Below are 26,551 nucleotides of genomic sequence, written 5' to 3' on the forward strand. Positions count from 1 at the left end.
GATAGGCGATGGCCAAGGGAATGCTCAAGATCAGGCTCGTGCGCAGCACCATCGGCGAGAAGCCGAAGACGCGCGGCGCCGTGCGCAGCCTCGGGCTGCGACGCATCGACCAGGTGACCGAACGACCGGACACCCCGGACGTCCGTGGCCTGATCGCCGCAGTGGCCCATCTCGTGGAGGTCGAATCCGAATGAAGTTGCATCATCTGAAGCCGGCAGCCGGCTCGAAGAAGGATCGGATTCGCGTCGGACGCGGTGAAGGCGGCCGGCGCGGAAAGACCGCCGGACGGGGCACCAAGGGCGACAAGGCCCGGGGCAGCACGCCGGCCTGGTTCGAGGGTGGGCAGATGCCGATCTACCGGCGGCTGCCGAAGCTCAAGGGTTTCAAGAACATCAACCGGGTCGAGTACGCCGTGGTGAACGTCGGACGCCTCAACGACTTCCGCAAGGGGAGCGTCGTCGGACCCGACGAGCTGCGCGCCGCCGGACTGATCAAGAAGCGCGGTTTGGTCAAGGTGCTGGGACAGGGCGAGCTCGACAAGGAGCTGACCATCAGGGCCCACGCCTTCAGTGTCGGCGCCATCGAGCGTATTCTGGCGGCGGGTGGCACCGCCGAAGTCATCGAATGAACGGTCGGCAGCGACTCGCCGGGCCGCGGGCGGAGATGCCGCCGGTCGCCGTCCCCGAAGCCCCGGTCGCCGGCACCCACCACCCGAAGTCCTAGAGAGGGGCCCGAGCAGTGCTCTCCGTCTACCGCAACATGTTCCGGATCCGGGATCTCCGGAACAAGGTGCTGTTCACGCTCGGCATCTTCGCCGTCTACCGGTTGGGTGCCGCCATTCCGGTGCCCGGCGTCGACCTCGATGCCGTCAAGGCCTTCGCCGACCAGGCGGAGTCGGCCGGGATCGTGGGCCTTCTCAACCTCTTCTCCGGAGGCGCCCTGGAGACCTTCTCGGTGTTCTCCCTGGGGATCATGCCCTACATCACCTCGTCGATCATCATGCAGCTGCTCGCCGTGGTCATCCCCAAGCTGCAGCGGCTGCAGGAGGAGGGTGAGGCGGGCCGCAAGGTGATCACCCAGTGGACCCGGTACATCACGGTGATCCTCGCCCTGCTGCAATCGACCGGCCTCACCTACCTGTTCCACCGGGGCACCCTCACCGGTGGAATCGACCTGGTCCCCAACTACACCCCGGGACGGGTCTTGATCATCGCCATCACCCTCACCGCCGGGACGGCTTTCATCATGTGGCTGGGTGAGCTCATCTCGCAGCGCGGCGTCGGCAACGGCATGTCGTTGATCATCTTCGTGAGCATCGTCAGCCAGATCCCGGCTCAGTTCGCCATCCTGGCGACCTCGGCCGGCGGTTACGCCAACGCCAAATTCATCGGCGTGTCGCTGATGTTCCTGGTGCTCACCGCCGGGATCATCTTCGTGGATCAGGGACAGCGCCGGATTCCGATCCAGTTCTCCAAGCGGATCCGGGGGCGGCGCATGCTGGGCGGACAGAGCACCTACATCCCGTTGAAGGTGAACACGGCCGGGGTGATTCCGGTGATCTTCGCCTCCAGCTTCCTCTACTTCCCGGCACTGGTCGCCTCGTCGATTCCGGCGGAGGGGTTCTTCGGGCCGATCCGGCGGTTCATCGACAACAACCTCGTGAGCGGAAACTCGTGGTGGTATGTGATCCTGTTCGGCCTGCTCATCATCTTCTTCACCTACTTCTACACGGCCATCCAGTTCGATCCGGCCCGACAATCGGACATGATCCAGCGGCAGGGCGGGTTCATCCCCGGCATCAGGCCGGGCTCGCAGACCACGCGCTACCTGGAGCACATCCTCAGCCGGATCACGCTGCCCGGTTCGCTGTTCCTGGCGGCGGTGGCGGTGCTGCCGTCGATCGTGGCGATCTTCTTCGGCCTCTCGCTCGGGTTCTCCGGGATCTCCATCCTGATCGTCGTCGGCGTGGCGCTGGAGACGATGAAACAGATCGAGAGCCAGCTGATGATGCGCAACTACGAGGGATTCCTGTCGTGAGGTGTGGCGCTCCCCTCGAGTCGGGGAGGCGGCCGGAGGGGATCTTTCGACGGGCGCCGGGTGGGAGTCGTGCCCGGTTGCAGGCAGATGGGTAGGCGGATCCTGCTCCTCGGGGCCCCGGGTGCCGGCAAGGGCACCCAGGCGGAGCTGCTCTGTCGAGCCCTTGGAGTTCCCCACATCTCCACCGGTGCGATGCTCAGGGAGCACGTGGCCGACGGCACCGCCCTGGGACTGCGGGCGGCGGCGATCATGGAGGCGGGCGATCTGGTGCCAGACGACCTGGTGGTGGCCATGGTCGACGAGCGCCTGGCCCGTCCCGACGCCGCTTGTGGCTTCCTGCTCGACGGATTCCCGCGCACCCTGAATCAGGCCGAGGCACTCGATGCCGCCGTCGGCGCCGAGGCACTCGATGCCGTGATCGCCATCGAGGTGCCTGAAGAGGAGCTCGTGGCCCGAGCCCTTGCTCGTGGCCGCAGCGATGACAGCGTCTCTTCCATTCGCAACCGGTTGGATGTCTACCGGCGCGACACTGAGCCCCTCATCGACCACTACCGCCGATCGGGGCGAGTCGTCCGGGAGGTCGATGGCGTCGGTGCCATCGACGAGGTCCTGAGCAGGATCGTCGCCACCCTGGCCTCATGATGACCATCAAGTCTGAGGCCGACTTCGCCGCGATGCGGCGCGCCGGCCGCATCGTCGCCCGGATCCACGAGGCACTTCGCGATGCGGCGTCACCAGGGGTCAGTCTGCTCGATCTGGATGCCATCGCCGCCCGGATCGTTCGAGACGGCAAGACGACCTCCAACTTTCTCGGGTACCACGGCTTTCCGGCCGTGACCTGCCTGTCGGTCAACGAGGAGATCGTTCACGGCATCCCCTCGGCCAGGCGCCTCGAGGAGGGCGACATCCTCAGTGTCGACGCCGGTGCCGTGTACGAAGGCTGGCACGCCGATGGGGCGATCACCTTCCCGGTGGGTGCCGTACCCGAAGAGACCAGTCGGCTGCTGGCGGTGACCGAGAAGGCCATGTGGGCCGGAATCGAGGCGGCGACCATCGGCACCCGGATCGGCGACCTGGGAGCGGTCATCGGAGCCGTCGCCGAAGAGGCCGGCTACGGGATCGTGCGCGACTACACGGGACACGGCATCGGCCGGGCGATGCACGAGGAGCCTCAGATCCCCAACTTCGGACGGCCCGGAACCGGAATGCGCCTCCGACGGGGGATGGCGGTGTGTCTCGAACCGATGTTCAACCTCGGCGGCGACGACACCCGCGTCCTCGAAGATGGCTGGACCGTCGTCACCGCCGACGGTTCGCTCTCGGCCCACTTCGAGCACACCGTCGCCATCACTCCCGATGGGCCGCAGGTGCTGACACTGGCCTGAGCGGGCGCCTCTCGGACGGAGGTGGCGACTGCTGTCCTCAGCCGCCCAGACGGAGGCGGTCCCACTCCGCCAGCGCCGGCCTTTCCGATCCTTCGGCCGTGATCAGGCCCATCCCCGAGAAGAGGGCCGCGGTGACGGCCAGGTCTGGGGGGGCGTCGACGAACAACGGATCGGGATCGGCAGGAAAGAACCACACCACGAAGGCCATGCGATGGCGGTCGGCAACTCGCCCCAGCCAGGTGACGTACTCCGCCTGACCCGCCGGGTCGTCGTCGCCGGGCCAACCCGTCTCGGCCACCACGAGCGGCCTTCCCAGACGGGCGAGCTCGTCCAGGGCGTCGTCGGGGGGCACATCGGTCGCTCCGAACACGGTGGGGTAGATGGACAAGCCGATGAGGTCCATCGCCGCGGCGAGGGTCGCCGACGAATCGGGGTCGATCGGGCTGTCGGCCTGCAGCGAGACCAGCGTCTCGATGTCGGGGTGGGTGGCGTCGATGTGCTCGCCAAGGTCGACCGCCAGCTGCTCGAGAGCGGCCCCGAGCGCCTCGTCGTGTTGGGCCACGAGGTTGATCTCCACGCCGACGTTCACCCAGGCCGGGTGCAGCCGTTCGACGAGCAGGTCGATCCAGGCCCTGGCCGCATCGAGTGCCTCGGACGAATCGGGCGGTGGCGGGACGCCGCCCTCGGCGCAGTCCGGGGCCATGGCGTCGCGGCCGATCGCCGAGAACGAGGTGGCCAGGTACACCGCCGATCCTTCGGGGGTCTGCTCCTGGCGAAGGCGCAGGGCCGCCTCCACCGAGTCCGGCAGGGGCGAACCGCTGGTGAGGGCGCCCCAGGGAACGCAGTCGTCGAGGTGGTGGGCGACGAGGTCGCCGTGCTCTGCCGCTATCCGATACGAGGTGAGGACCCCATCCAGGGAGGGTCGTGCCGGAAACGGAGTGAAGCCGAAAAGCGTTTCGGACCCGTAGGGGCCACCGACTGTGGGGGACGGGGTGGTGGCATCGATGCCGCCGTTCGACCCGCAGGCGGCGACGACGAGCACCAGTGCCAGGAGCGTCTTCGGCACGCCCGTAGAGTAGGTTCGCTCGACCGATCGATGGCGGTCGCACCCCGATCCCCGGACTTGTGACAATCCGCCGCTCGCGTTACTCTTCCGGTCCGGCCCTTCGGGGCCCATTTGGTGTGTGTGCAGCGGCGTGCCCCCGGGTGTGCCTGCTGTCCGGCTAGACGAAACCAACCAGCGCGATTCGGGCGTCGTCGTCGGGACCTCCAGATCACCCTTCGTGGGTGACCGGTGCGCCCGCCGACAGTGCCCGGGAGAGATCATGAAAGTACGTCCCAGTGCCAAGAAGATGTGCGAGAAATGTCGCATCATCAGGCGGCGCGGGCGCGTATGGGTGATCTGTTCCAACCCGCGTCACAAGCAGCGGCAGGGGTAGTCAGATGGCACGAATCTCCGGGGTGGACCTGCCCCGCGACAAGCGAGTTGTGATCGGCCTTACCTACATCTTCGGGGTGGGCAACAGCCGCGCCCTGGAGACCTGCCATGCGGCCAAGGTCTCCCCCGACACCAAGGTACGCGACCTCACCGACGACGAGGTCAACCGTCTGCGACGGACCCTCGACGACTCCGAGTTCCGAGTCGAAGGCGACCTGCGTCGTGAGGTCGCCCAGAACATCAAGCGCAAGGTCGAGATCGGCAGCTACCAGGGGGTGCGGCATCGTCGCAACCTCCCGGTGAACGGCCAGCGCACCCACACCAATGCGCGCACCCGGAAGGGGCCGCGCGTCGCCATCGCCGGCAAGAAGAAGGCCGTGAAGAAGTAGTCGGCTCGGAGGAGTGCACCAGTTGGTAGAGAAGAAGAAGTCGAGGCGCCGGGAACGGAGGAACATCCTCCACGGCGAAGCGCACATCACCGCCAGTTTCAACAACACGATCATCAACATCACCGACCTCGATGGGAACACCGTCGTATGGACCTCGGGGGGGACGGTCGGGTTCAAGGGATCCCGGAAATCCACCCCGTACGCCGCCCAGGTCGCCGCCGAACAGGCGGCACGCCGTGCCGGTGAGTACGGGATGCGCAAGGTGGACGTGATCGTTCGGGGTTCGGGTGCCGGCCGTGAGACCGCCATTCGTACCCTGCAGACCATGGGCATGGAGGTCACAGGCATCAAGGACGTCACTCCTCTGGCCCACAACGGTGTGCGCCTCAACAAGCGGCGGAGGAAGGGCTAGATGGCACGCTACGTCGGACCCGCCTGCCGGCTTTGTCGCCGTGAGCGCACCAAGCTGTTCCTCAAGGGAGCGCGTTGCGAGTCGAGCAAGTGCGCGATCGAGCGCAAGCCCTATCCGCCGGGGGAGCACGGCAAGGGACGGATCCGTGAGACCCAGTACCTGATCCAGCTTCGCGAGAAGCAGAAGACGCGCCGCATCTACGGCGTGCTCGAGAAGCAGTTCCGCAGGTACTACGCCGAAGCGGCGCGCAGCAAGGGGATCACGGGCGAGAGCCTCCTCCAGATCCTCGAGAGCCGGCTCGACAACGTGGTGTTCCGCGCCCACTTCGCCGAGTCCCGGGCTCAGGCCCGGCAGCTGGTCAACCACGCCCACTTCCGGGTGAACGGCCGCCGGGTCGACATTCCTTCGTACCGCGTCCGGCCCGGCGACGTGATCACGATGCGGGAGCGCAGCAAGGGGATCCTCCCCGTACAGCACTCGGTCGACACCGCCTCTCGGCGTGCCGCAGTCGAGTGGCTGGACGTGGAGGTAGCCGATCGCAAGATCACCGTCGTGAGCCTGCCGAGCAGGGCTCAGATCGACACCCAGGTTCAGGAGCAGTTGATCGTCGAGTTGTACTCGAAGTAAGGGGTCGTCCAAGTGCTGATCGTCCAGCGTCCACAGATCGAAGAAGTAGTCGTCGACGAGTGTCGCTCCCGTTTCATCGTGGAGCCGCTCGAGCCGGGGTTCGGCTACACGCTGGGCAACACCCTGCGCCGCACCCTGCTCTCCCGTATCCCGGGAGCGGCCATCACCTCGGTGCGCATCGAGGGCGTGCAGCACGAGTTCTCCACCGTGCCCGGGATCGTCGAGGACGTCGTCGACATCATCCTCAACCTCAAGGGTGTGGTGCTTCGTGTCGAGGTCGACGGACCGCAGACTCTCTACCTCTCGGCGCGCGGCAAGGGCGACGTCACCGCCGGAGACATCAAGGCGCCCGCAGGAGTCGAGGTCGTCAATCCCGACCTCCACATCGCCTCGCTCTCGTCCTCTGGAAAGCTCGAGATCGAGATGTCATGTGAGCGCGGCGTCGGATACCGCAGCGCCGATCGCAACAAGCGCGGCGAAGGCATCGGGGTGATCCCTATCGACTCGATCTTCTCACCGGTCCGCAAGGTGGCCTACACCGTCGAGTCCACCCAGGTCGGTCAGATGACCAACTTCGACAAGCTGGTGCTCGACGTGTACACCGACGGCGCCGTGAGCCCGAACGAGGCACTGTCGTCGGCGGGAAAGACTCTCGGTGAGCTGCTCGGCCTGTTCGCCGACTTCGGTGAGGGCATCGGGCTGGAGCTCGGCGACGTCATCACCACGGAGTCCGCTTCGCCAGACCTCGACCTTCCCATCGAGGCTCTCGATCTCTCGGAGCGTCCCCGCAACTGCCTTCGCCGCGCACAGATCCAGACCGTGGGCGAGCTCGTGCTCAAGAGCGAAGAGGACCTGCTCAACATCACCAACTTCGGGCAGAAGAGCCTCGAAGAGGTGATCGCCAAGCTGGACGAGCTGGGCCTGTCGCTCACCGTGTCGCGCGACAGCGAAGGCGGGGTCTGATGCCGCGTCCCAAGCGTGGACGCCGCTTCGGCGGTGATGCCGCCCACCAGAAGGCCCTGCTCAGCAACCTCGCCCAGGAACTGTTCTGGGACGACAAGGTGACCACCACCGTGGCCAAGGCCAAGGCGCTCAGGCCGTACGCAGAGCACCTGATCACCAAGGCCAGGACGGGCACCCTGCACGCCCGCCGCACCGTCCTGCGCAAGATCGAGGACACCGAGGTCGTCACCCGTCTCTTCGACGAGGTGGCGCCGCGGTATTCAGATCGTCCCGGGGGTTACACCCGCATGACCCGCCTCGGTCCCCGCCGTGGCGACGGCGCGGAGATGGCCATCGTCGAGCTGGTCTGAGGTTCGTCGGAGCCGATGATTCAAGCGGCCCGGCGACTCCATCCTTCGATGCTCGCCGTGGCGGTCGTCCTGGCCCTTGGCTTCTTCGCCATCGCCGCCGCAACCATCGTCTCGGTGCTGCAAGACGAGGTGCCGTCTCCCGCCAGGATCGACGATCTGGCGATACCTGTCGGCTACCGGATCATGGGCTCACATCAGACCTGTACCGCCGACGCCTGTGACGGCGAGGGCGCCGTCTTCGATCTCCCCGGGCGATCCACCGCCGCTGCCCTCGATCTCCTGGCCGGGTCGCTCCTGGCGACCGGGTGGCATGAAACCGGGTGCTCGGCTGTGGAGGGCCGGTGCATGGAGTCGAACGATCGCCGTCTGCTGCTCATCCCGTGGTCGGTGGTCAGCGAGGAACCGGCGACTGCGGCGATGCGGGCGGGAGTCGAGTCCCGTTCGATCGACCAGTCACGGCTCATCTACGTGCGGATCGTCCGATGCGGCATCACCAGTCCCTGCTCGTGAGGGGCAGTATCGTCGGAGGCGTGTTCTCCAGACTCGGATCGATGATCGCCGGCCTTCTCCGACGCCGCGGCCCGGCCGTGTTCCTTGCGCTGGCGGCCGCCATAGGGGTGATCGTGGGAGTGGCTGCCGCTGCCATGATCGGGTTGATCGAGGCCGTGGCCGAGGGTGTCCATGAGTTCGGTGATGCCCTCGGTGCCCCCAAGGCGGTGTTCCTGATCACGATTCCCGCCGGGTTTCTTCTCGCCTGGTGGATCGCCCGTCGTTTCGCTCCCGAGGTGGCAGGCGACGGCGCACCCGAGGCCATGGCGGCGCTGGCGCTGCGGTCCGGCGTGGTGCCCGCCCGGGCAGCACCACTCAAGATCCTGGTCACGGGCCTCACCGTCGGCACGGGGGGCTCAGGGGGGCGCGAGGGGCCGATAGTCCTGGTGGGTTCTTCGATCGGTTCGTCGATCGCTCGTGCCACCGGTCTCGGCGAGGATCGCGTGCGCAGCCTGGTGGCGGCAGGCGCCGGCGCCGCCATCGGCGCCTCCTTCAACGCCCCCATCGCCGGGATGCTCTTCGCCATGGAGGTCATTCTCGGGAACTTCGCCGTGAGGCATCTGAACGCCGTGGTCATCGCCTCGGTATCGGCTGCCGTCACCACCCGGTCGATCGTCGGCGAGGAGCTCATCCTGCGGGCCTTTCCCCATCGGGTGAAGGACGCCCGGGAACTCCTCCTCTACGCCGTGTTGGGAGTGCTGGCCGCCGTCGTGGGCTGGCTGTTCCTGAGGCTGCTCGACCTCGCCGAGCGTCATCCGCTTCCCGGACGGTCCTGGGTGCGACCGGCCCTTCTCGGGCTCGCCGTGGCCGGGATCGGCTGGCTCGAGCCCGACGTGCTCGGAACCGGTCAGACCTTCGTGCGCGGGCTGCTCACCGAGCTAAGCACCAGCGCCGTCATCTGGTACACCCTCGGTGCCATCGCCCTGGCCAAGGTGCTGGCGACAACCCTCACCATCGGGTCCGGGGCCTCGGGCGGTGCCTTCATGCCCAGCCTGTTCATCGGCGCCGCCCTCGGCGCCGGGTTCGCCGGACTTGCGGCCGAGGTGTGGACCATCTCCCCGCTTGCCCCCGGCGCCTTCGCCGTCGTCGGCATGGCCGCCACGTTCGCCGCCGTGGCCCGTGCGCCGTTGACCTCGATCCTGATCGTCTTCGAGATCACCCAGGACTACGGGTTGGTGCTGCCCTTGATGCTCGCCGCCTCCCTCGCCACCTACCTGGCCGACAGGCTCCATCCCGAGTCCGTGTACACCATGGCCCTGGTCCGGCGAGGGATTCGCCTCTCGCGGCGCTCCGAGGTCGATCTGCTCGATACGGTGGCGGCAGGTGACGTCGTCGCCCTCGATCCGATGGTCGTCGCGCCCGGGGTGTCGGTAGACGATGCGCGCCGGCTCATGGACGAGGGTCGCCTCCACGGACTCCCGGTGGTGGATAAGGGACACCTGGTAGGGATCGTGACCGTCACCGACCTGCTGCGCGCCACGGCGGAGGGGGCGACCGTCGCCGATGTCATGACCCCGCGACCGTCCACGGCGACGCCATCCACGCCGGTGTCGGCCGTGCTGGAGCGGATGGCTGCACTCGGGGTGGGGCGCATCCCCATCGTCGCCGAGGATGATTCGACCCGTCTGCTGGCGGTCTTCAGGCGTGAGGACGCGGTGCGCGCCTACCACGCCGCCCTGGGGCGGGAGGTCGACCACGACCTGGGCCGGTCGCGCCTTCAGGTACGGATCGGCTCCGATGCCGGCTTCCATGAGGTCACCATTCCCGCAGGCTCGGTGGCCGATGGGCGAGCGCTGCGTGAGATCCCGATTCCCGGCGGGGCGACGGTGGTCTCGGTGCGCCGCGGCACCGAGGTGCTGGTACCCGACGGAAGCACCGCACTGCTCGCCGGCGACGTCCTCACCGTCTTCGCCAGACCCGGGCTCGACGTTCGCCTGCTGGAGCGGCTTCACGCCGGCGACACCGCCGAGCTGGATCTCATCGCCGATGATGGCGCCCGCTTCTTCGATGTCGAAGTCCCGGTCGGGTCGGTGGCCGACGGAAGGCCGATTCGCGAGGTGGCCATCCCCGGCGGGTGCACCGTGGTCTCGGTGCGGCGCCGCGCAGATGTGATCGTGCCCGACGGGGGCACGATCTTGCATGGCGGCGACGTACTCACGGTGTTCGCCCGGTCGGTGTCACGCCGCACGTTCGTAGAGCGTCTTCAGGCTTCGGCACCCCAGGGTGATGGTGGCGGGGCCGTCTAGCGTGCCCTCACGCGCCCCGAGAGGAGACGACCGATGACCCGTCCTGTCCGGCTTGCAGTCCAGGTGCAGCCGCAACACGCTTCATACGGCGCCCTGCGCGATGCTGCCATCGAGGTCGAGGAGCGGGGCGCAGACATCCTCATGAACTGGGATCACTTCTTCCCACTCTGGGGGGAGGCGGACGGCCCCCACTTCGAGTGCTGGACACAGCTGGCCTCGTTCGCCGAGGTGACCAGCCGGGTCGAGGTCGGACCCCTGGTGGCATGCAACTCGTATCGAAACCCGTCACTCGTCGCCGACATGGCCCGCACCGTGGACCACATCTCGGGAGGCCGGGTGATACTCGGAATCGGTGCCGGTTGGTTCCAGCGGGACTACGAGGAGTACGGCTACGACTTCGGCACCGGGCCCAAGAGGGTGGCGGCGCTTGGACGCGACCTACCGGTGATACGTCGGCGGCTCGAAGCCCTCAACCCGCCACCGCTGAGGCGAATGCCGATCCTGGTCGGAGGCGGCGGAGAGAAGGTCACGCTGCGCATCACCGCCGAGCACGCCGACATCTGGCACGGGTTCGGCGACCCCGACCTGATCCGCCGCAAGTGCGGCGTGCTCGACGCCCACTGCACTCGCTTCGGCCGCGACCCGGAAGAGATCGAGCGGTCGGCGGGCGTGCCCCGGGCCTCGTTCGACGACCCTTCCTACGGCGACGCCCTGGTGGAAGCGGGAGCCACCCTGCTCACCTTCGGAGTGGACGGGACCGATCTCGACCTGCGCTTCCTCGACCGTTGGGTTGCCTGGAGGGACGCCCGCAACGCATGACCGACGGCGTGTCGCACCTAGGCTCTCGGTCATGATCCGGCGAGCACTCGAGGCGGCACTGCTCCGCCGTGAGCCCTACCTGATCATGGTGGTTCGACCCGACGGGGTCGCCGACGGTGCGATCGTGGTCGCCATCACCCACGCCCTGCTCTCCATCCCCTTCGTCTGGGAGGGTGGCCGTCTCCTCCTGGCGGTGCGAGTCGTGCTCTCCGGTGTCGTCGCCTGGATCGTCATCTCCGGGCTCATCTACCTGATCGGTCGCCACCTGCTCGAAGGCGACGGCTCATTTGCGGGAACGATGGCCGCCACATCGATCGGCTTTCCGGTCCTGCTGACGGCCCTCCTGCTTGCCCCCTTCATCAGCCCGCTGCGCTCCACGCTGGTCGCCTCGGTGTGGCTGGTGGCGACGCTGTGGGTGGCGGCCAAGGTCGCCCTCGATCTTCCACCGGCAAGGGCAGCCGCCGCCGCCACGGGTGGCTGGCTCTCCTATGTGGTGATATCGCTCCTCTTTCGCCTCTGATGGCCGTATACCGGATCGATCTCGCCTACGACGGAACCGGCTTCCGGGGCTGGGCGCGCAACGCCGGAGTCAGAACCGTGCAGGGAGCGATGGAGGACGCCCTCGCTGCCGTGCTCGGCGAGAAGGTGTCCCTCTCAGTTGCCGGCCGCACCGATGCCGGCGTCCATGCCCGACGCCAGGTGGCGTCCTTCGAGTCACCCGAAGGACTCGACGGCGACGGATTGGGTCGGTCCCTGCGGCGCATGCTCGGTCCCGAGATCTCGGTCCGCTCGGTGACACCAGCGCCAGAAGGATTCGACGCGCGTTTCTCGGCGACCGCTCGCTCCTACCGGTACTTCGTCGAGGAGGCGCCCAGGCACGATCCGCTCCGGGCGAGATGGGTGTGGCACCTGGGAGAGACCCTCGATTTGACGTCGATGAACCAGGCGGGGCAAGCGCTGGTGGGTGAGCACGACTTCGCCTCGTTGTGCCGCTCCTCGGCCGGCCGTTCGACGGTCAGGCGTGTGCTCGAGGCGAATTGGCAACGCGATGAACTGCTCACCTTCGGGGTGACCGCCACCGCCTTCTGCCAGCAGATGGTCCGCTCCATGGTCGCCCTACTGGTCGACGTGGGCAGAGGGAAGGTGCCGGCTTCGGCGGTCCCGGCGATAGTCGACGCCCGCGACCGGAGCGCAGCACGGGGTGTGGCACCGCCCCATGGGTTGATCCTCTGGGAGGTCTCCTATGGGTGACTCGCGGGGCGAACATCCCCGATGACGGGCCCGGCCCCGGTCGCCCACGGCCATCCCGGCCGATTGGCATAGAGCCTTCCCGGGGCGTTACCATGTCGTGCCGCCCCGCACCGCGGGGCGCGTCTGTGTGCGCCGTCGGCGCCCCCGGAAGGGACCACATCCCGATGAAGTTGCAGAAGACATTCACGCCGCGGCCGGTAGACGTCGACCGCGCCTGGTGGCTGGTCGATGCCACCGACATCCCCCTCGGCCGGCTCGCCTCCGAGGTGGCAGCGCTGTTGAGGGGCAAGCACAATCCCAAGTTCGCCCCGCACATGGACATGGGCGATTTCGTCGTCGTGGTCAACGCCGAGAAGGTCACGCTCACAGGTGCCAAGGCGGACCAGAAGCGCTACTTCCGCCACTCCGGATACCCCGGTGGACTGACCGAGACCGGTTTCCTGGCGATGCAGGCCAAGCACCCCGAGCGTGTGATCGAGAAGGCGGTGCGCGGGATGCTCCCTCACAACCGGCTGGGTCGCGCCATGGGGCTCAAGCTCAAGGTCTACGCCGGCCCGACCCATCCCCACGCCGGACAGGCGCCGCAGCCGTACACCCTGACCGCCAGAAAGGTCGAAACCGCATGACCAAGCCCCTCGCCCTGACCGTGGGCCGCCGCAAGACCTCGGTGGTCCGGGTGCGCCTTCGCGACGGCTCGGGAAAGATGAGCCTCAACGGTCGCAGCCTGGAGGACTACTTCCCGACGATGGCCAACCGCATCCGGATCCTGGAGGTGTTCAAGGTCGCCAATCTCGAAGGGCGATATGACCTCGAGGCGATCCTCGAAGGCGGTGGTGTCACCGGGCAGGTCGACGGGCTGCGGCTGGGAATCGCTCGGGCCCTGATCGAAATAGATCCCGAGCTGCGGCCATCGCTGAAGCGGGCCGGACTGCTCACCCGCGATGCTCGCGCCGTGGAGCGCAAGAAGTACGGTCTGCGCAAGGCTCGCCGGGCAACACAGTTCACCAAGCGCTGAAGCGCTGCGGCGCCTCATGGCGAAGGAGCCGCCCATGGCCGAGAATCGACTCTTTGGAACCGACGGTGTTCGCGGCCTGGCGAACGTCGAGATCACCCCGGAGCTGGCGGTAGGCCTGACGCGAGCTGCCGCCGCCGGCCGATCGGGCACGGTCGTCGTGGGTCGGGACACGCGCCGCTCCGGACAGATGTTGATCGCAGCTGTCGTGGCGGGGTGCAACTCGGCCGGTCTGGACGCCGTCGACCTGGGAATCGTCCCCGTCGGGGCGGTGAGCCACCACACAATCGAGCGGCGTGCCACCCTCGGCGTGATGGTCTCGGCCTCCCACAACCCGGCAGCGGACAACGGAATCAAGTTCTTCGGCTCCGATGGGGCCAAGCTCGCTTCCGAGGAAGAGGCTGCGATCGAGGCCCGGTTCCGGTCGTCGGAATCCGGCGGCCGCCTCAGCGGTGAAGAGATCGGTGTTCAGCTGCCGGACCCGGCGGCCGTCGACGAGTACATCGACCATCTGGCGTCGCTCTCGCAGTACCGGCTGAGCGGCATCAAGGTCACCCTCGATTGTGCCAACGGCGCCGCCTTCCTGGCGGCGCCAAGGCTCTTCTCGCATCTCGGCGCCGAGACCGAAGCCCTCTTCGTGGCCCCATCCGGGATGAACATCAACGACGGCTGTGGCGCCGTGTCGCCCGGGGTGCTGGCGTCGCGGGTGGCGGGTGGCGTCGGGCTGGCATTCGACGGCGACGCCGATCGTTGCATCGCCGTGGATGAGGACGGGCAGGTGTGCGACGGCGACGTGATCATGGCGATCATCGCCCGGCACCTGAAGGAGAACCAGGCGCTGCCCGGTGACCGGCTGGTGGCCACGGTCATGTCCAACCTCGGGTTCCGCACCGCGATGTCGTCCCTGTCGGTCGCCGTCGAGGAGACCCCCGTCGGTGATCGGTACGTGCTCGAGGCAATGCGTCGCACCGGGGCCGCCCTTGGTGGTGAGCAGAGCGGCCACGTGCTGTTCGGCGGCCGGGCCACCGGTGACGGCCTGCTCACCGGTCTGCGCCTTCTCGAGGTGATGGCAGCCACGGGCAGGCCGCTTCGGGAGCTGCGCCGGGTGATGACCGCGTTCCCCCAGGTGCTTCGCAACGTTCGGGTCCGCGTGAAGGAGCGATTGGGTGATGCCGAGGCCATCTGGGAGGCGGTGCGGCGTGTGGAGAAGCGCCTCGGTGACGAGGGTCGAGTCCTGGTGCGCTCCTCGGGGACCGAGCCTCTGGTTCGGGTGATGGTCGAGGCCCGGGCACCGCACGAGGCCGCCTCTGCGGCCGACGACATCGCCGCCGTCGTTCGGCGCGAGTTGGGCGCCACATCCGACGACGAGGGCTAACCTGGGTTTGCCGCCGGTGACGGTGGTCGGCAAGAAGAAGCAGACCGGAGACACAGTTCTGCAGCGCCTGGCCTCCTTCCGGGGAGGTGACGAGGAAGAGGGAGCATCGAAAGATTCGGCGGATGCCCTCTCGGCCGCTCACGGTCGTGACGTCGTGGAGAAAAGCCCGGGGGTGACCCCGGTGGACAGAGACCACGGCGAGTGAGGCGGGTTGCGGCCCGCACCCGGCTCCGGTCTCCCGACGAAGGGAGACACTCTCGTGTGTGGAATCATGGGCTACGTGGGGCCGCGTCAGGCGTCCCCGATCGTCGTCGACGGCCTTCGCCGTCTCGAGTACCGCGGATACGACTCGGCGGGTATCGCCGTCCACGACGGGGACCGCCTGGGGGTCGCCAAGGCGGAGGGCAAGCTCGCCCGGCTCGACGACCTGCTCCAGCAGCACCCGCTCTCGGGAACCTGGGGGATCGGCCACACGCGCTGGGCGACCCATGGCGCCCCCAGCGACCGGAACGCGCACCCTCACGCCGATCCGCACGGAGAGATCGTCCTCGTGCACAACGGGATCATCGAGAACTTTCTGGAGCTCAAAGAAGGGCTGGAGGAGGAAGGTGCCGATTTCAGCTCCGAGACCGACACCGAGGTGCTCGCACACCTCGTCGCCGCCGAGTACGACGGCGATCTCCTGGAGGCGGTTCGCCGGGCGGTGGCCAGGGCTCAGGGCGCCTACGCCCTGGTGGCGATGGCCCGCAACGAGCCGGGGCGCATGGTGGCGGTGAGGATGATCTCCCCACTCGTGGTGGGGATCGGCGACGGTGAGATGTTCCTCGCCTCCGACGTCCCGGCGCTCTTGCCGCACACGCGCCAGATCGTCATCGTCGAGAACGGCGAGGTCGTCGACATCACCGCCAACTCGTTCCACATCGAGACCCTGGGCGGGGAGCGGGTGGAGAGATCCCCGATGGAGATCACCTGGAGCGCCGAGCAGGCAGAGCGTGGCGGGTTCCCACACTTCATGATCAAGGAGATCCATGAGCAGTCCCGGGCCGCCACCGAAACCTTGAGCGGACGGGTCCAAGCCGACGGGTCGGTGGACCTCGAAGGCGTCGCCTTTCCAGGCGGCTTCGCAGCCGGCCTGGAGAAGGTGTGGATCACCGCCTGCGGAACCGCGCTGCATGCCGGGCTGGTGGGCAAGCACGTGTTCGAGAGCCTGCTTCGCATCCCCACAGAGGTCGCCTACGCCCATGAGCTTCGCTACTCCCACCCGCTGATCACTCCGGGCACCCTCACCATCGCCATCAGCCAGTCGGGGGAGACCGCCGACACCCTGGCGGCGGCGACGCTCGCCAAGAGCCTCGGCTCCCGTCTGCTGGCACTCACCAACGTGGTCGGCTCGACGCTGAGCCGAGAGGCGGACGACGTCCTCTACACGAGAGCCGGACCGGAGATCGCCGTCGCCTCGACCAAGGCCTACCTCACCATGCTGGTCGGCGAGTACCTGTTGGCCCTGTCCGTCGGACAGGCTCGTCGGTCGATCCCCGATGCGGTCGTCGCCGAGCTGACCGGGGCGCTGCACTCGATCCCCTCCCGGATCGACGGGGCCCTGAGCAACGAGCAGGCGATCGCGGCCCTGGCCAAGCGGCTTGCCGGGCACGAGCACGCCTTCTTCATCGGGCGGGGCCTGGATCATGCGGTTGCCATGGAGGGCTCCCTGAAGATGAAGGAGATCTCCTATGTGCACTCCGAAGCGATGCCCGCCGGTGAGCTGAAGCACGGCACGCTAGCCCTGGTCACTCCGGGCACACCTGTGGTGGTCGTGATCACTCAGGGGGAGACATATGACAAGACCGTCTCCGCGATCCAAGAGGTGAAGGCGCGGGGGGCGCAGGTGGTGGCAGTGGCCTTCGACGACGACTCCGAGATCGGGAAGCATGCCGACGAGGTGATGCGGGTTCCGCGGGTGCCCGACATCCTCTCGCCGTTGGTGGCGATCGTTCCCCTGCAGCTCCTCGCCTATCACCTGGCTGCAGAGCGGGGGCACGACATCGACCAGCCGCGCAACCTGGCCAAGTCCGTCACCGTCGAGTAGCCGCAGGCAATCAGTGCTCGCCAAGGGCGATGGCGAACACCATGGCGTCACGATCGGTGTGGGTGATGGTGATCTCCACGCCGGTGACTCCGAGCATCTCGGCCCGCCTGGCGGCGGTCCGATGGAGTCGCACGGTCGGCTTGCCACCACCGGTGATCTCGACGTCGCGCCATCGAATGCGGCGCCAGCCGCTGCCCAGGCTCTTCATCACCGCTTCCTTCCCGGCGAACCGGGCTGCCAGGCGGCGTTCGGGGGCGGCGAACCGAAATGCGTAATCGCGTTCGGCCTCGGTGAAGCAGCGTTCGGCGAACCTCGGGTATCGGTCGAGCACCCGGCGGACGCGCCCGATCTCGGCGAGGTCGACCCCCAGTCCGATGATCCGCATCGACCCCTCCTGGCTGTGCCAGGCTCAGGCTATCGCGCCCGGGGCGTCCCTCCCACCCGCGACACCCAACCGATCCCGAGGACCACGCCCAGTCCCAGCGCAGCCAGCAGCAGGGGAGCGAGTGGATCCTGTGGCGCCGCCAGGCGGGCGGTGGCGGTTCCGTCGGGCCAGGGCCAGAGGACGCGAAGCGAGCCTGCCATCAGGCCGATCAGCGCTGCCATCACGGTGTCGTGATGATGGCGGAGGAGTCGATCGAGAACGGTGGCGAACGACGAGAGGCCGATTGCGGCACCGGCGACGAACACCGAGATCACGCCCAACCGCCTGTCGTTCACGGCATCCAGAACCGGCTGGTACATCCCCAGCATGAGGAGGATGAACGACCCGGATATCCCCGGAAGGATCATCGCCACTATCGCCACCGCCCCGGCGACGAAGAATGCGGCTGCCGCGGGATTCGCCACCTCGCCCCGTCGGAGCCCGAGGAGCAAGAAGGCCGCGACGGCGACCGCCGCCAGCACCACCAGCCGTCCGAGGTCCCAGCGGCCCACCAGCCTCCAGGCGATCAGGATCGAGGCGAGTACGAGGCCGAAGAAGAGGGCGGCGGTCTCGACCGGTTGCTCCTCGAGCATGCGGTCGATCAGCGAGGACAGGGTGAGCACCGCCAGCGCGATGCCGGATAGCAACGGCACCAGCAGTCGCCACTCGACCGCTCCGAGGCGGCGCCCTGCCTCCTGCCAGCGCCCCCTGATCAGCGCCCCGAGTGACGAAGCGGCGTGATGCACGGAGGCGACCAGGCGCTCGTAGATGCCGAGCACGAGGGCCACGGTGCCACCGGAGACCCCGGGCACCACGTCGGCCGAGCCCATCAGGAATCCTCGGGCGACATCGATGATGAGGTTCACCGGGGGCAGGCTAACCCTGCAGGGTCAACCTGCGCGGTACTGAAGGTTCTTGCCGGCCGGGCCCCGGATGGTGAGGGTCTCCCCGTCGATGTCGAGGTCTGCGCCTTGGCCGAGCACGGTGAGCACGAACGCTTCCTGGGCCATGATCTCCTCCCCGCATGCCATCTCCGTGGCAGTCGTCGGGCCGAAGCCGAGATCGTCGTCAAGGGTCCCCGAGATCTGGTTGCAGCCGCTGCTCCCCGTGAACGAGCCATCGGCGTCGAAGAGCAGGAATGCGGGCGCCACCGGTGCCGTGGCGACCTCGCCGTCGACGAGCATCTCCAAGTTCCACTCAATGCCGGCCAGGGCAGCAACCTCATCCGGCTCAACGGCCAGGAGTCGTAGCGCCTTCCCCGAGGGGTGGGTGATGGTCAGCGAGTCGCCGGCGATCGAGACATGAGCCGGGCCCGAGAGCACGCCCAGCATCAGCCGTTCCTGGTTCATGATCGCCTCGTCGCAGGCGATCAGGGTGGCGACGATCTCGGTGAACCCGAGAACCGGGTCGTATGAGCCGCCGAAGCCGTTGCACCCGTCGTGACCGCTCACGGCGCCGTCCTCGGTGAACACGATCCAGGCCGATGCCGCCGGCGTCGAGGTGGAGTCCCCGTCGACCAGCGTGTCCAGCGTCCAGTGGGTACCGGTGAGGGAGGCGTCCACGGCCGACGGCTCGGGCTCGAACCGCAGCTCCACGCCGTCGCCGGTCAGGAGCACACCTCCGCCGGAAGCGATCACCTGCTGCACGCGCACCAGGGCGTCGAGGAACGCTGCTTCGAGGTCCATCACCCCCGTCGCCTCGCACCACATCTCGGTCCGGGCCAGTCCCTCGCCCTCTCCGATGGAGACCTCGCTTCCGTCGAGAAAGACGGGACCTCCGTAGTGGTTGCAGGCGGCGGTCCCGGCCACTGTGCCATCGTCGACCCGCAGCGTGACGGCGTGTCCGGGTATCGGCTGCAGGGAAACCCCATCGACCGAGCCCGAGGTGAGTACCCAGGTGCGGTCGCCGAGAGGGTTCCCCGCTCCCATGTCGTCCTCCTGGCCGCAGGAGGCGAGTACGAGCGATGCGACGACGAGGGAGGCGATGAGGGCGGTGCGTTTCATGCCGGTTCGACGGGGCCGGCCTCGCTGCCGGTTCCCGGGACCATCGGCGGTGCCTCACCCGCTCCGAGCGCCGTACGATCCACGGCATGCGCCCGGTGATCACACCTGCCGAGTCGGCCCGCCTCGACGAGGCCGCCGGGACTCCGGGGCGCCTGCTCCTCGAACGCGCCGGTCTGGCGGTGGCGCTGGCGGCGGTCCGAATGGGCGCCGGGTACGGCCGTCGCGTCGCCGTGCTCACCGGCCCGGGGAACAACGGCGGTGACGGATGGGTAGCGGCGCGACACCTTCGCCGTCGCGGCGCCGAGGTGGTGGTCCACTCCCTCGGCTACCCGAGAGGCGACTCTTCACCGAGACGGGCCGCCGCCATCGCCGCCGTTCGCAGCGGCGTATCGGTGCGTCTGCTGGGCGAGACGAATGAGTGCGACCTCATCGTCGACGCCCTGTTCGGGTCGGGGTTCCGCGGCTCGCTGCCCACCGCAGTGGCGTCCTGGACGGGCCTGGAGGTACCGGTCCTGGCGGTGGACCTCCCGTCGGGTCTGGACGGGCTCACCGGAGAGGCCCAGGGGCCCGTGTTCCGGGCGTCGCGCACGGTTACCTTCCACGCCTTGAAGACCGGCCACTTGGTGGGGGACGGGCCCGACCTGTGTGGTGAGGTGGAGGTGGCAGACATCGGCCTCGGCGGCGAGATCCCCGAGTGGCTGCTCTGCGAGGACGCAGACGCCGGCGTACCGGAGCGGCCATCGCGAGCACACAAGTGGTCGGCCGGTTCGGTGGCGGTGGTCGGTGGGTCCCCGGGAATCGTCGGAGCGTCGGTGCTCGCCGGAGGCGCCGCATTGCACTTCGGCGCCGGCTCGGTACGGGTTCTGGTGCCGCGGGGAGTGGGCGGGCTCGCGGCGGCGATGGATCCCGGCCTCACCACCGAGGCGGTCGGGGACGCCGAGTCCTTCGACGATGGTGACGCCCCCGTAGTCCTCGAACGGGCCTCTCGCTTCGACGTGATGCTCCTCGGCCCCGGGTTGGGGCCCGAGAGCGGCGGGTTCGCCGAAAGCCTGATGCGGGGCTGGCCCAAACCGATGGTGATCGACGCCGATGCCCTGCGCATGATCACCCCCTCGATGCTGGCAGGGCGGCCCGCTGCGACCGTGATCACCCCGCACGCCGCCGAGTTCACCGCCTTGACCGGAGAGGCGGCGATCCCCGAGAGCGCCGCCGGGCTGGCGTCCTCGACCGGGGCCGTGGTCCTGCTCAAGGGTGCTCCCACGTTCGTGATGGGCACGCGGCGGTGGGTCGTGACCTCAGGCACCAGGGATCTCGCCACGATCGGCACGGGTGATGTCCTGGCCGGGATGGTGGCCGCCCTGATGGCGCGAGGGATGCCGCCCGAGGATGCCGCTCGCGCCGCCGCCCACCGGCACGGGAGGGCGGGCCGCAGGCTGGCGGAGACAACTACCGTCACCGCTCCGCGGCTCATGGGCGAGATCGGGAGGTGGGCTTGGTGAGGCCGTCTTGGGTGGAGGTGGATCTCGACGCCATCCGACACAACGTGACCGAGATGGCTGCGGCCATCGCCCCGTCGAGACTCTGCGCCGTGGTCAAGGCCGACGGCTACGGGCACGGCGACGTCCCGGTGGCGGCGGCTGCACTCGAAGCGGGGGCCTCGATGCTGGCCGTGGCGCTGGTCTCGGAGGGTGCCGGACTGCGCGAAGCGGGGATCGAAGGTCCGATACTCCTGCTCTCGGAGCCGGAAGCCGGCGATGCCGGCGAGGTCGTGCGCTGGGACCTCACACCCACCGTGTACCGCGAGTCGTTTCTCGAGGCATTGGTTGCGGTTGCCCCCGACGGCCATCCGGTACACGTCAAGGTGGACACCGGGATGCACCGTGTGGGCGCCACGCCTGAGACCGCGGTGTCGCTGGCCACCGCCGTCGCCGCCTCTCGCCTGCGTCTGGAGGGGCTGTGGACCCACTTTCCCGTCGCCGAGGCCGATCATGAGTTCACCCGTGGCCAGGTGGCCACGCTCCTCGACGTCGCCGCCCGCCTCCGTCTCGCCGGCGCTGCCCCGGAGATGCTGCACGCCGCCAACACCGCCGGTGCCCTGGGCCTCCCCGCCGCCCGGCTCGATCTCGCTCGCGTGGGTATCGGGACCTATGGGCTTCGCCCGGCGCCGGGGTACGCCCCCGAGATCGATCTGCGGTCGGCGATGCGGGTGGTGAGCCGGGTGGGGCACCTCGCCCGGCACCGAGCCGGGGAGCGCCCCTCCTACGGACGGATCCGACCGCTGGCCACCGACTCGACTATCGCCACCGTGCCCATCGGGTACGCCGACGGGGTGAGGCGGGCACTCTCGCACAACGGCGGCGAGGTGATCATCCGGGGCCGCCGGTATCCGTTCGCCGGGACCATCACCATGGATCAGGCCCTCGTCGACCTGGGTGACGACCCGGTCGCCATCGGCGACGAGGTCGTCCTGCTGGGCCGACAGGGAGATGCCGAGATCACCGCCGACGAGTGGGCGCAGCGCCTCGGAACCATCAACTGGGAGGTGGTGTGCGGCTTCGGCCCCAGACTTCCCCGACGGTACCTGGGGTGACCCTCACCGCCGTCCCCGGTGTTCGTGTCGGCCACTGGACCGACCCCGTCGGACTCACCGGGGTGACCGTCGTGGTTCCGCCCGAGCCCAACGTCACCGGGGTTGAAGTACGCGGGGCTGCACCGGGAACCCGAGAGACAGCACTCCTCGCCCCGGGGATGAAGGTGGAGTCGGTGCAGGCGATCGTGCTCGCCGGCGGCTCCGCCTTCGGGCTGGCCGCCGCAGACGGCGTGGTGTCCGCCCTGGAGGCCGAGGGCCGGGGCCACCCCACGTTCGCCGGCGTGGTCCCGATCGTTCCGGCAGCGATCATCTTCGACCTCGGTGTCGGTGATCGACGATCCCGTCCCGATGCCGCTGCCGGTGCCGCCGCCTACCGGGCGGCGACGACGGAGCCCGTGGTCATGGGATCGGTGGGGGCGGGTACCGGGGCCACGGTCGCCGGATGGCGGGGGTTCGACCATCGAAGGAGGGGTGGGGTCGGTTCCCACTCCGAGCCCGTGGGCAGGGCGACGGTGGGTGCCCTTGCAGTGGTCAACGCCGTCGGTGACGTGTTCACCCTGGAGGGGGAGCCGCTCACCGGCGGTGTGCTGGTTCCCGAAGGCCCGCCGGTGGCCCCTCGTCCCCTGGAGAGCACCACCTTGGTGGTCGTGGCCACCGACGCCAGGCTCGACCGCACCGCCCTCTCCCGGCTTGCCGTCCAGGCGCACGACGCCCTGGCGGTATGCCTCCGGCCCAGCCACACACGCTACGACGGGGACGCCGCCTTCGTGGTGTCCTGCGGAGGGATGGAGGCCGATCCGGACGCCCTCGGTGTGGCCACCTTCCGGGTGGTCGGGCGGGCGATCGAGGCGGCGATGCGGTCAGCACCGGCGGGGGTGGTCGGATGACCGCATTCGCCGATCTGACTTCCCTGGCGGCCGCAGCCTCGTCTTGCACCGACTGCCGCCTGGCGGAGACCCGCACCAGCGTGGTGTTCGCCGATGGCGGCGAGGGTGCCGACCTGATGCTCATCGGTGAGGCGCCGGGAGCCAACGAGGACAGGATGGGGGTTCCATTCGTCGGTGCAGCGGGGAGGCTGCTCGACGGGTTGCTCGGCGAGATCGGGCTGCAGCGTCAGGATGTCTACATCGCCAACGTGCTCAAGTGCCGCCCGCCGGGCAATCGCGACCCACAGCCCGACGAGATCGAGGCGTGCAAGCACTTTCTCCGCCGCCAGATCGAGCTGGTCGATCCTCGGGTCGTGGTGACGCTGGGTAACTTCGCCACCCGTCTCCTGCTCAGGAGGGATGTGGGGATCACCCGCCTGCGGGGCCAGGTGTACCCGTGGTGGCGGAGGCATCTGGTCCCCACCTTCCACCCGGCTGCCGCCCTGCGGTCCGGTGAGCGAGTGCTCGACCAGATGCGACAGGATCTCGCCATCGTCGCCGGGCTGTTGCAGGACGAGCCTCCTCCGGGCTCGGAAGGGGACGGCGAGCAGTTGGGGCTGTTCTCATGATCCGCGCCGAATGCGCCACCGAGGCCGACACCCGGGCACTGGGCCGTCGCCTTGCCGGGCTGTTGCGCCCCGGAGACGTCGTACTCCTCGCCGGCGATCTCGGCGCCGGAAAGACCGTGTTCGCCGGGGGACTGGGAGAGGGGCTGGGCGTGGACGATCCGGTGGTGAGTCCCACCTTCGTCCTGGCACGGCGTTACTCGGGGTTGATGCCGATGGTCCACGTCGACATCTATCGGGTCGGCTCCTGGGCCGAGATCGAGGATCTGGATCTGGACACGGAGGCGGGGGACGGCGTCCTGGTGGTCGAGTGGGGGCAGGCCGCCGAGCAGTCGTTCGGCGAGGATCACCTTCTGGTGAGTATCGAGGTCGGGTCCGAGGGGGCCCGCATCGTGGAACTGGTGCCGCACGGAACATGGATCGATCGCCCTCTCCACGAGGTGCTGTCATGAGGATCGTCGCCATCGAGACGGCCACGGCGGCGTCCTCGGTGGCTCTCGGCGATGCTTCCGGCATCGTGGCCGCGGCACGACGGGTCGATCGTCGGGGTCACGTCGGGTTCATGGTGCCGGCACTCGAATTCTGTTTCGAGCAGGCGGGATGGCTGCCCGACGAGATCGATGCCGTCGCCGTCGATGTCGGGCCGGGCCTGTTCTCCGGGATCCGCGCCGGGCTGGCCACCGCCCAGGCGTTGGCGGTGGCTGCCGGCGTCCCCCTGTTCCCGGTGACCTCGCTGGATGCCGTCGCCCTGGAGGCGAGGACCGGTCATCGCCGCATCTGGGCGGTGGTGGACGTTCGCCGCGGCGAGGTGGCGGCCGGCCCCTACCAGCCCGTGCCCGGCGGTGTCCTGCGCGACGGCGTCGCCGAACTGTGCACGCCGGAGGCCTTTCGGGCGATGTTGGAGAGCGACCCGTCCGAGGGGCTGGTCGTCGGCGAGTGGCAGGCACTGCCCGACGGGACCCTGCTCGGCCTGCATGCCATCAAGACCGGCCGGCCACGGCATCCTTCTGCGGCATCGGTCCACGAGATCGCCCGGGGTCTCGCCGCCCGCGGCGAGGCTCCTCACCCCGACGATGTGCGCCCGCTCTACATGCGCGAGCCGGACGTGGCCATCAACTGGTCCGACTACCGGGAGGAGGGGCCATGGCGGTGACCGCCCCGGTGGTACGGCCGATGACCGCCGCCGACGTGGCCGGAGTCACCGAGCTCGAGGCGGCCTCCTTCCCCGACCCGTGGTCGGCGGCTGCGTTCTTCGAGGAGATCGTCCAGCCGAGCAGGCTCTATCTGGTTGTCGAGGACGGGGGCCGGGTCGCCGGCTACGGCGGGATCATGATCATCGAGGAGGACGCCCACGTGATGACGATCGCCGTCGCCCCGGAAGACCGCCGCCGTCGGTTGGGTACCCGGCTGATGCTGGGCATGGTCGAGGTGGCCCTGAAACGCGGCGTGCAGAGCCTGACGCTCGAGGTTCGACCCTCGAACACAGCCGCCCGCACCCTCTACGAGCGTTTCGGGTTCGTCGAGGTGGGCACCCGTCCCGGCTACTACCGGGACGAGGACGCGATCATCATGTGGGTCGTGGACGCCGCCGGCCCCGAGTATCGAGCCCGCATCGACTCCATCCGGGGTTCGGCATGAGCCTCACCATCCTCGGGCTGGAGACCTCTTGTGACGAGACGGCGGCCGCCGTCGTTCGCGACGGCACGGTCCTCTCCAACGTGCTCTCGTCGCAGGTGGACGAGCACGCCCGGTTCGGCGGCGTGGTGCCCGAGGTGGCGGCCAGGGCGCACGTCGAGGCGATCCGATCCCTCACCCACAAGGCGCTGCGGGACGCCGGGGTGCATCAGATGGACCTCGACGCCGTTGCCGCCACCCGCGGTCCGGGCCTCGCCGGGGCGCTCATGGTCGGGTTCTCCTATGGAAAGGCGCTGGCGTGGGCGCTGGGGAAGCCGTTCGTCGGGATAGACCACATGGAGGGGCATCTGTTCGCTCCCCGCCTGGAGCACGACGGGTTCCAGCCACCGGCGGTGGTGCTGTTGGCCTCGGGCGGGCACAGCCAGATCGTCCACATGCGCTCCTGGGGCGAGTACGAGGTGGTGGGGGCCACCATCGACGACGCCGCCGGCGAGGCGTTCGACAAGCTGGCGAGGTTCCTTGGCCTGGGCTACCCCGGCGGCCCCGCCATCGATCGGGAGGCCGAGGGCGGCGATCCGTCATCGGTGTCCTTCCCCAGGGCGATACCAGACCGACCCACCGATTTCTCCTTCTCCGGTCTCAAGACCGCCGTGGTGGAGTTCGTTCGCAGGCGCCACTCCGAGGGGACGCTGCCCCCGATGCCCGACCTCGCCGCCGCCATCCAGGAGGCGATCGTCGACGTGCTCGTCGACAAGACCATGAACGCCGCCGAGCAGACCGGTTCCCCCGCCGTGGGCGGCGGGGGAGGGGTCCTGGCCAACAGAAGGCTGAGGCAGCGACTCTCGGATGAGTGCGGCCGCCGCGGTCTCGACCTGTTCCTGCCGTCACCGGCGCTGTGCACCGACAACGGGGCGATGATCGCCGCCGCTGCCGCCTTCCGCTTGGCAAGGGGAGAAACGACCCCGCATCGCTGCGAAGTGGATCCTTCGCTGCGGTTGGGTGGCTGAAGGGCATCCTTCCCAAGAAACCTGAGTCGATGGCGCTCATCTTCGGGCCGGTCGACTAGCACTCCGCGTTCCCGACTGCTAGCCTTGGCAATCGTAGCCGACGAGTGCCAATGAAGGAGGAGATTCGTCACATGGCAACAGCAACCGCCAAGAAGGTCAAGCTGCAGCCCCTGGGCGACCGCGTCGCGGTCAAGCCCCGGGAGGAGACGGACATGAGGACGCCCAGCGGCCTGGTGATCCCGGATACCGCCAAGGAGAAGCCGCAGCTCGGCGACGTCGTCGCCGTAGGCCCCGGCGACTACCAGGACGGAGAGCGCGTTCCGCTCGACATCGAGGTCGGCGACACGGTCGTCTACTCGAAGTACGGCGGGACCGAGGTCAAGTTCGAGGGAACCGAGTACCTCATCCTGTCATCCCGCGACGTCCTGGCCGTCATCCGCTGAGTCCTCAGGAGGAAGTGA

33 protein-coding genes and 1 pseudogene are annotated in these 26,551 nt (G+C 68.6%); 30 read left to right on the plus strand and 4 right to left on the minus strand.

Annotated elements, in window-relative coordinates; translation table 11 throughout:
• Positions 1–8: 8 nt before the first annotated feature.
• The 5 genes from rpmD (at position 9) to map (ending at position 3,422) form a co-directional block, all read left to right on the plus strand.
• Positions 9–194 carry a 50S ribosomal protein L30 gene (gene rpmD / locus QY307_08820; GenBank protein WKZ82176.1) on the plus strand — a complete coding sequence of 62 codons (186 nt, stop codon included), beginning with the start codon at positions 9–11 and terminating at the stop codon, positions 192–194.
• On the plus strand, positions 185–628 hold the full coding sequence (gene rplO, locus QY307_08825; GenBank protein WKZ83784.1) for a 50S ribosomal protein L15: 444 nt from the start codon (positions 185–187) through the stop codon (positions 626–628). Before rpmD ends, rplO begins: the two co-directional genes overlap by 10 nt.
• A 110-nt stretch (positions 629–738) precedes the next feature.
• Positions 739–2,037, plus strand: a complete 1,299-nt coding sequence (gene secY / locus QY307_08830; protein ID WKZ82177.1) for a preprotein translocase subunit SecY — start codon at positions 739–741, stop codon at positions 2,035–2,037.
• An 87-nt stretch (positions 2,038–2,124) separates the two neighbouring features.
• Complete coding sequence (locus QY307_08835) at positions 2,125–2,679, plus strand: adenylate kinase (protein WKZ82178.1); 555 nt, start codon at positions 2,125–2,127, stop codon at positions 2,677–2,679.
• A complete protein-coding gene (gene map / locus QY307_08840; GenBank protein ID WKZ82179.1) occupies positions 2,676–3,422 on the plus strand; it encodes a type I methionyl aminopeptidase in 747 nt (248 codons plus the stop codon). The genes QY307_08835 and map overlap by 4 nt, the downstream gene beginning before the upstream one ends.
• Before the next feature lie 37 nt (positions 3,423–3,459).
• Here map and QY307_08845 read toward each other — a convergent pair whose 3' ends face one another.
• Positions 3,460–4,488 carry a hypothetical protein gene (locus QY307_08845; GenBank protein WKZ82180.1) on the minus strand — a complete coding sequence of 343 codons (1,029 nt, stop codon included), beginning with the start codon at positions 4,486–4,488 and terminating at the stop codon, positions 3,460–3,462.
• 259 nt (positions 4,489–4,747) lie between these two features.
• Between QY307_08845 and rpmJ the strand changes: the two genes are divergently transcribed.
• The 16 genes and pseudogenes from rpmJ to glmS all read left to right on the plus strand — a co-directional run bounded on the left by rpmJ (position 4,748) and on the right by glmS (position 16,939).
• A complete protein-coding gene (gene rpmJ, locus QY307_08850) occupies positions 4,748–4,861 on the plus strand; it encodes a 50S ribosomal protein L36 (GenBank protein WKZ82181.1) in 114 nt (37 codons plus the stop codon).
• Positions 4,862–4,865: 4 nt separating this feature from the next.
• Positions 4,866–5,249 (plus strand): 30S ribosomal protein S13, encoded by a 384-nt coding sequence (gene rpsM / locus QY307_08855; protein WKZ82182.1) that lies wholly within the window; start codon positions 4,866–4,868, stop codon positions 5,247–5,249.
• Positions 5,250–5,262: 13 nt separating this feature from the next.
• A complete protein-coding gene (rpsK, locus tag QY307_08860; protein WKZ82183.1) occupies positions 5,263–5,661 on the plus strand; it encodes a 30S ribosomal protein S11 in 399 nt (132 codons plus the stop codon).
• Positions 5,662–6,288 (plus strand): 30S ribosomal protein S4, encoded by a 627-nt coding sequence (gene rpsD, locus QY307_08865; GenBank protein WKZ82184.1) that lies wholly within the window; start codon positions 5,662–5,664, stop codon positions 6,286–6,288. It begins immediately after the preceding gene.
• 12 nt (positions 6,289–6,300) lie between these two features.
• Positions 6,301–7,251, plus strand: coding sequence for a DNA-directed RNA polymerase subunit alpha (locus QY307_08870; protein ID WKZ82185.1), 951 nt, complete (start codon positions 6,301–6,303; stop codon positions 7,249–7,251).
• A pseudogene (gene rplQ / locus QY307_08875) lies at positions 7,251–7,598 on the plus strand (50S ribosomal protein L17). Before QY307_08870 ends, rplQ begins: the two are co-directional and overlap by 1 nt.
• Positions 7,599–7,616: 18 nt before the next feature.
• On the plus strand, positions 7,617–8,111 hold the full coding sequence (locus QY307_08880) for a hypothetical protein (protein WKZ82186.1): 495 nt from the start codon (positions 7,617–7,619) through the stop codon (positions 8,109–8,111).
• A gap of 20 nt (positions 8,112–8,131) precedes the next feature.
• The gene (locus QY307_08885; protein ID WKZ82187.1) at positions 8,132–10,396 is read left to right on the plus strand and encodes a chloride channel protein; all 2,265 of its coding nucleotides are present in this window, start codon (positions 8,132–8,134) and stop codon (positions 10,394–10,396) included.
• A 33-nt stretch (positions 10,397–10,429) separates the two neighbouring features.
• A complete protein-coding gene (locus QY307_08890) occupies positions 10,430–11,215 on the plus strand; it encodes an LLM class F420-dependent oxidoreductase (GenBank protein WKZ82188.1) in 786 nt (261 codons plus the stop codon).
• 31 nt (positions 11,216–11,246) lie between these two features.
• Positions 11,247–11,735: a YIP1 family protein gene (locus tag QY307_08895; GenBank protein ID WKZ82189.1), complete on the plus strand. Its 489-nt coding sequence runs from the start codon at positions 11,247–11,249 to the stop codon at positions 11,733–11,735.
• Complete coding sequence (gene truA / locus QY307_08900) at positions 11,735–12,466, plus strand: tRNA pseudouridine(38-40) synthase TruA (protein WKZ82190.1); 732 nt, start codon at positions 11,735–11,737, stop codon at positions 12,464–12,466. The genes QY307_08895 and truA overlap by 1 nt, the downstream gene beginning before the upstream one ends.
• A 164-nt stretch (positions 12,467–12,630) precedes the next feature.
• Positions 12,631–13,092 carry a 50S ribosomal protein L13 gene (gene rplM, locus QY307_08905; GenBank protein WKZ82191.1) on the plus strand — a complete coding sequence of 154 codons (462 nt, stop codon included), beginning with the start codon at positions 12,631–12,633 and terminating at the stop codon, positions 13,090–13,092.
• Positions 13,089–13,481, plus strand: a complete 393-nt coding sequence (rpsI, locus tag QY307_08910; protein ID WKZ82192.1) for a 30S ribosomal protein S9 — start codon at positions 13,089–13,091, stop codon at positions 13,479–13,481. The genes rplM and rpsI overlap by 4 nt, the downstream gene beginning before the upstream one ends.
• 34 nt (positions 13,482–13,515) lie before the next feature.
• Positions 13,516–14,853, plus strand: coding sequence for a phosphoglucosamine mutase (gene glmM / locus QY307_08915; GenBank protein ID WKZ82193.1), 1,338 nt, complete (start codon positions 13,516–13,518; stop codon positions 14,851–14,853).
• Between the two features lie 7 nt (positions 14,854–14,860).
• Positions 14,861–15,058, plus strand: a complete 198-nt coding sequence (locus QY307_08920; protein ID WKZ82194.1) for a hypothetical protein — start codon at positions 14,861–14,863, stop codon at positions 15,056–15,058.
• 54 nt (positions 15,059–15,112) lie between these two features.
• A complete protein-coding gene (glmS, locus tag QY307_08925) occupies positions 15,113–16,939 on the plus strand; it encodes a glutamine--fructose-6-phosphate transaminase (isomerizing) (protein ID WKZ82195.1) in 1,827 nt (608 codons plus the stop codon).
• A 10-nt stretch (positions 16,940–16,949) separates the two neighbouring features.
• On the opposite strand, the gene acpS is transcribed toward glmS, so the two are convergent.
• The 3 genes from acpS to QY307_08940 are packed head-to-tail and all read right to left on the minus strand — an operon-like array spanning position 16,950 to position 19,366.
• A complete protein-coding gene (gene acpS / locus QY307_08930; protein ID WKZ82196.1) occupies positions 16,950–17,324 on the minus strand; it encodes a holo-ACP synthase in 375 nt (124 codons plus the stop codon).
• 29 nt (positions 17,325–17,353) lie between these two features.
• The gene (locus tag QY307_08935; protein WKZ82197.1) at positions 17,354–18,229 is read right to left on the minus strand and encodes a DUF368 domain-containing protein; all 876 of its coding nucleotides are present in this window, start codon (positions 18,227–18,229) and stop codon (positions 17,354–17,356) included.
• Positions 18,230–18,253: 24 nt separating this feature from the next.
• Positions 18,254–19,366 (minus strand): META domain-containing protein, encoded by a 1,113-nt coding sequence (locus tag QY307_08940; GenBank protein WKZ82198.1) that lies wholly within the window; start codon positions 19,364–19,366, stop codon positions 18,254–18,256.
• A gap of 86 nt (positions 19,367–19,452) precedes the next feature.
• Here QY307_08940 and QY307_08945 point away from each other — a divergent pair, with 86 nt between their 5' ends.
• From QY307_08945 to groES, 9 genes are all read left to right on the plus strand, one after another.
• Positions 19,453–20,865 carry an NAD(P)H-hydrate dehydratase gene (locus tag QY307_08945; protein ID WKZ82199.1) on the plus strand — a complete coding sequence of 471 codons (1,413 nt, stop codon included), beginning with the start codon at positions 19,453–19,455 and terminating at the stop codon, positions 20,863–20,865.
• Positions 20,862–21,956: an alanine racemase gene (gene alr, locus QY307_08950; protein WKZ82200.1), complete on the plus strand. Its 1,095-nt coding sequence runs from the start codon at positions 20,862–20,864 to the stop codon at positions 21,954–21,956. The genes QY307_08945 and alr overlap by 4 nt, the downstream gene beginning before the upstream one ends.
• Positions 21,953–22,843, plus strand: a complete 891-nt coding sequence (locus QY307_08955; protein ID WKZ82201.1) for a P1 family peptidase — start codon at positions 21,953–21,955, stop codon at positions 22,841–22,843. Before alr ends, QY307_08955 begins: the two co-directional genes overlap by 4 nt.
• Entirely contained in the window at positions 22,840–23,451 is a 612-nt protein-coding gene (locus QY307_08960; protein ID WKZ82202.1) for a uracil-DNA glycosylase, read from the plus strand. The genes QY307_08955 and QY307_08960 overlap by 4 nt, the downstream gene beginning before the upstream one ends.
• Positions 23,448–23,900: a tRNA (adenosine(37)-N6)-threonylcarbamoyltransferase complex ATPase subunit type 1 TsaE gene (tsaE, locus tag QY307_08965; protein WKZ82203.1), complete on the plus strand. Its 453-nt coding sequence runs from the start codon at positions 23,448–23,450 to the stop codon at positions 23,898–23,900. The genes QY307_08960 and tsaE overlap by 4 nt, the downstream gene beginning before the upstream one ends.
• Positions 23,897–24,601 carry a tRNA (adenosine(37)-N6)-threonylcarbamoyltransferase complex dimerization subunit type 1 TsaB gene (gene tsaB / locus QY307_08970; protein WKZ82204.1) on the plus strand — a complete coding sequence of 235 codons (705 nt, stop codon included), beginning with the start codon at positions 23,897–23,899 and terminating at the stop codon, positions 24,599–24,601. Before tsaE ends, tsaB begins: the two co-directional genes overlap by 4 nt.
• Entirely contained in the window at positions 24,592–25,086 is a 495-nt protein-coding gene (rimI, locus tag QY307_08975) for a ribosomal protein S18-alanine N-acetyltransferase (protein WKZ82205.1), read from the plus strand. The genes tsaB and rimI overlap by 10 nt, the downstream gene beginning before the upstream one ends.
• Positions 25,083–26,090, plus strand: coding sequence for a tRNA (adenosine(37)-N6)-threonylcarbamoyltransferase complex transferase subunit TsaD (tsaD, locus tag QY307_08980; protein ID WKZ82206.1), 1,008 nt, complete (start codon positions 25,083–25,085; stop codon positions 26,088–26,090). The genes rimI and tsaD overlap by 4 nt, the downstream gene beginning before the upstream one ends.
• A 131-nt stretch (positions 26,091–26,221) precedes the next feature.
• Positions 26,222–26,533: a co-chaperone GroES gene (groES, locus tag QY307_08985; GenBank protein ID WKZ82207.1), complete on the plus strand. Its 312-nt coding sequence runs from the start codon at positions 26,222–26,224 to the stop codon at positions 26,531–26,533.
• Positions 26,534–26,551 lie beyond the last annotated feature (18 nt).

This window comes from Acidimicrobiia bacterium, assembly GCA_030584185.1.
Classification (GTDB): domain Bacteria; phylum Actinomycetota; class Acidimicrobiia; order Spongiisociales; family UBA11373.

Bases quoted from the DNA above. Each gene is read 5' to 3' on its own strand.
- QY307_08895 (WKZ82189.1), top strand. From the start codon at position 11,247: ATGATCCGGCGAGCACTCGAGGCGGCACTGCTCCGCCGTGAGCCCTAC.
- QY307_08945 (WKZ82199.1), top strand. From the start codon at position 19,453: ATGCGCCCGGTGATCACACCTGCCGAGTCGGCCCGCCTCGACGAGGCC.
- rpmJ (WKZ82181.1), top strand. From the start codon at position 4,748: ATGAAAGTACGTCCCAGTGCCAAGAAGATGTGCGAGAAATGTCGCATC.
- map (WKZ82179.1), top strand. From the start codon at position 2,676: ATGATGACCATCAAGTCTGAGGCCGACTTCGCCGCGATGCGGCGCGCC.
- QY307_08835 (WKZ82178.1), top strand. From the start codon at position 2,125: ATGGGTAGGCGGATCCTGCTCCTCGGGGCCCCGGGTGCCGGCAAGGGC.
- QY307_08940 (WKZ82198.1), bottom strand. From the start codon at position 19,366: ATGAAACGCACCGCCCTCATCGCCTCCCTCGTCGTCGCATCGCTCGTA.
- acpS (WKZ82196.1), bottom strand. From the start codon at position 17,324: ATGCGGATCATCGGACTGGGGGTCGACCTCGCCGAGATCGGGCGCGTC.
- rimI (WKZ82205.1), top strand. From the start codon at position 24,592: ATGGCGGTGACCGCCCCGGTGGTACGGCCGATGACCGCCGCCGACGTG.
- rpsI (WKZ82192.1), top strand. From the start codon at position 13,089: ATGACCAAGCCCCTCGCCCTGACCGTGGGCCGCCGCAAGACCTCGGTG.
- tsaB (WKZ82204.1), top strand. From the start codon at position 23,897: ATGAGGATCGTCGCCATCGAGACGGCCACGGCGGCGTCCTCGGTGGCT.
- rpsD (WKZ82184.1), top strand. From the start codon at position 5,662: ATGGCACGCTACGTCGGACCCGCCTGCCGGCTTTGTCGCCGTGAGCGC.
- QY307_08960 (WKZ82202.1), top strand. From the start codon at position 22,840: ATGACCGCATTCGCCGATCTGACTTCCCTGGCGGCCGCAGCCTCGTCT.
- QY307_08880 (WKZ82186.1), top strand. From the start codon at position 7,617: ATGATTCAAGCGGCCCGGCGACTCCATCCTTCGATGCTCGCCGTGGCG.
- rpsM (WKZ82182.1), top strand. From the start codon at position 4,866: ATGGCACGAATCTCCGGGGTGGACCTGCCCCGCGACAAGCGAGTTGTG.
- truA (WKZ82190.1), top strand. From the start codon at position 11,735: ATGGCCGTATACCGGATCGATCTCGCCTACGACGGAACCGGCTTCCGG.
- glmM (WKZ82193.1), top strand. From the start codon at position 13,516: ATGGCCGAGAATCGACTCTTTGGAACCGACGGTGTTCGCGGCCTGGCG.
- rplM (WKZ82191.1), top strand. From the start codon at position 12,631: ATGAAGTTGCAGAAGACATTCACGCCGCGGCCGGTAGACGTCGACCGC.
- groES (WKZ82207.1), top strand. From the start codon at position 26,222: ATGGCAACAGCAACCGCCAAGAAGGTCAAGCTGCAGCCCCTGGGCGAC.
- rpmD (WKZ82176.1), top strand. From the start codon at position 9: ATGGCCAAGGGAATGCTCAAGATCAGGCTCGTGCGCAGCACCATCGGC.
- QY307_08890 (WKZ82188.1), top strand. From the start codon at position 10,430: ATGACCCGTCCTGTCCGGCTTGCAGTCCAGGTGCAGCCGCAACACGCT.
- tsaE (WKZ82203.1), top strand. From the start codon at position 23,448: ATGATCCGCGCCGAATGCGCCACCGAGGCCGACACCCGGGCACTGGGC.
- tsaD (WKZ82206.1), top strand. From the start codon at position 25,083: ATGAGCCTCACCATCCTCGGGCTGGAGACCTCTTGTGACGAGACGGCG.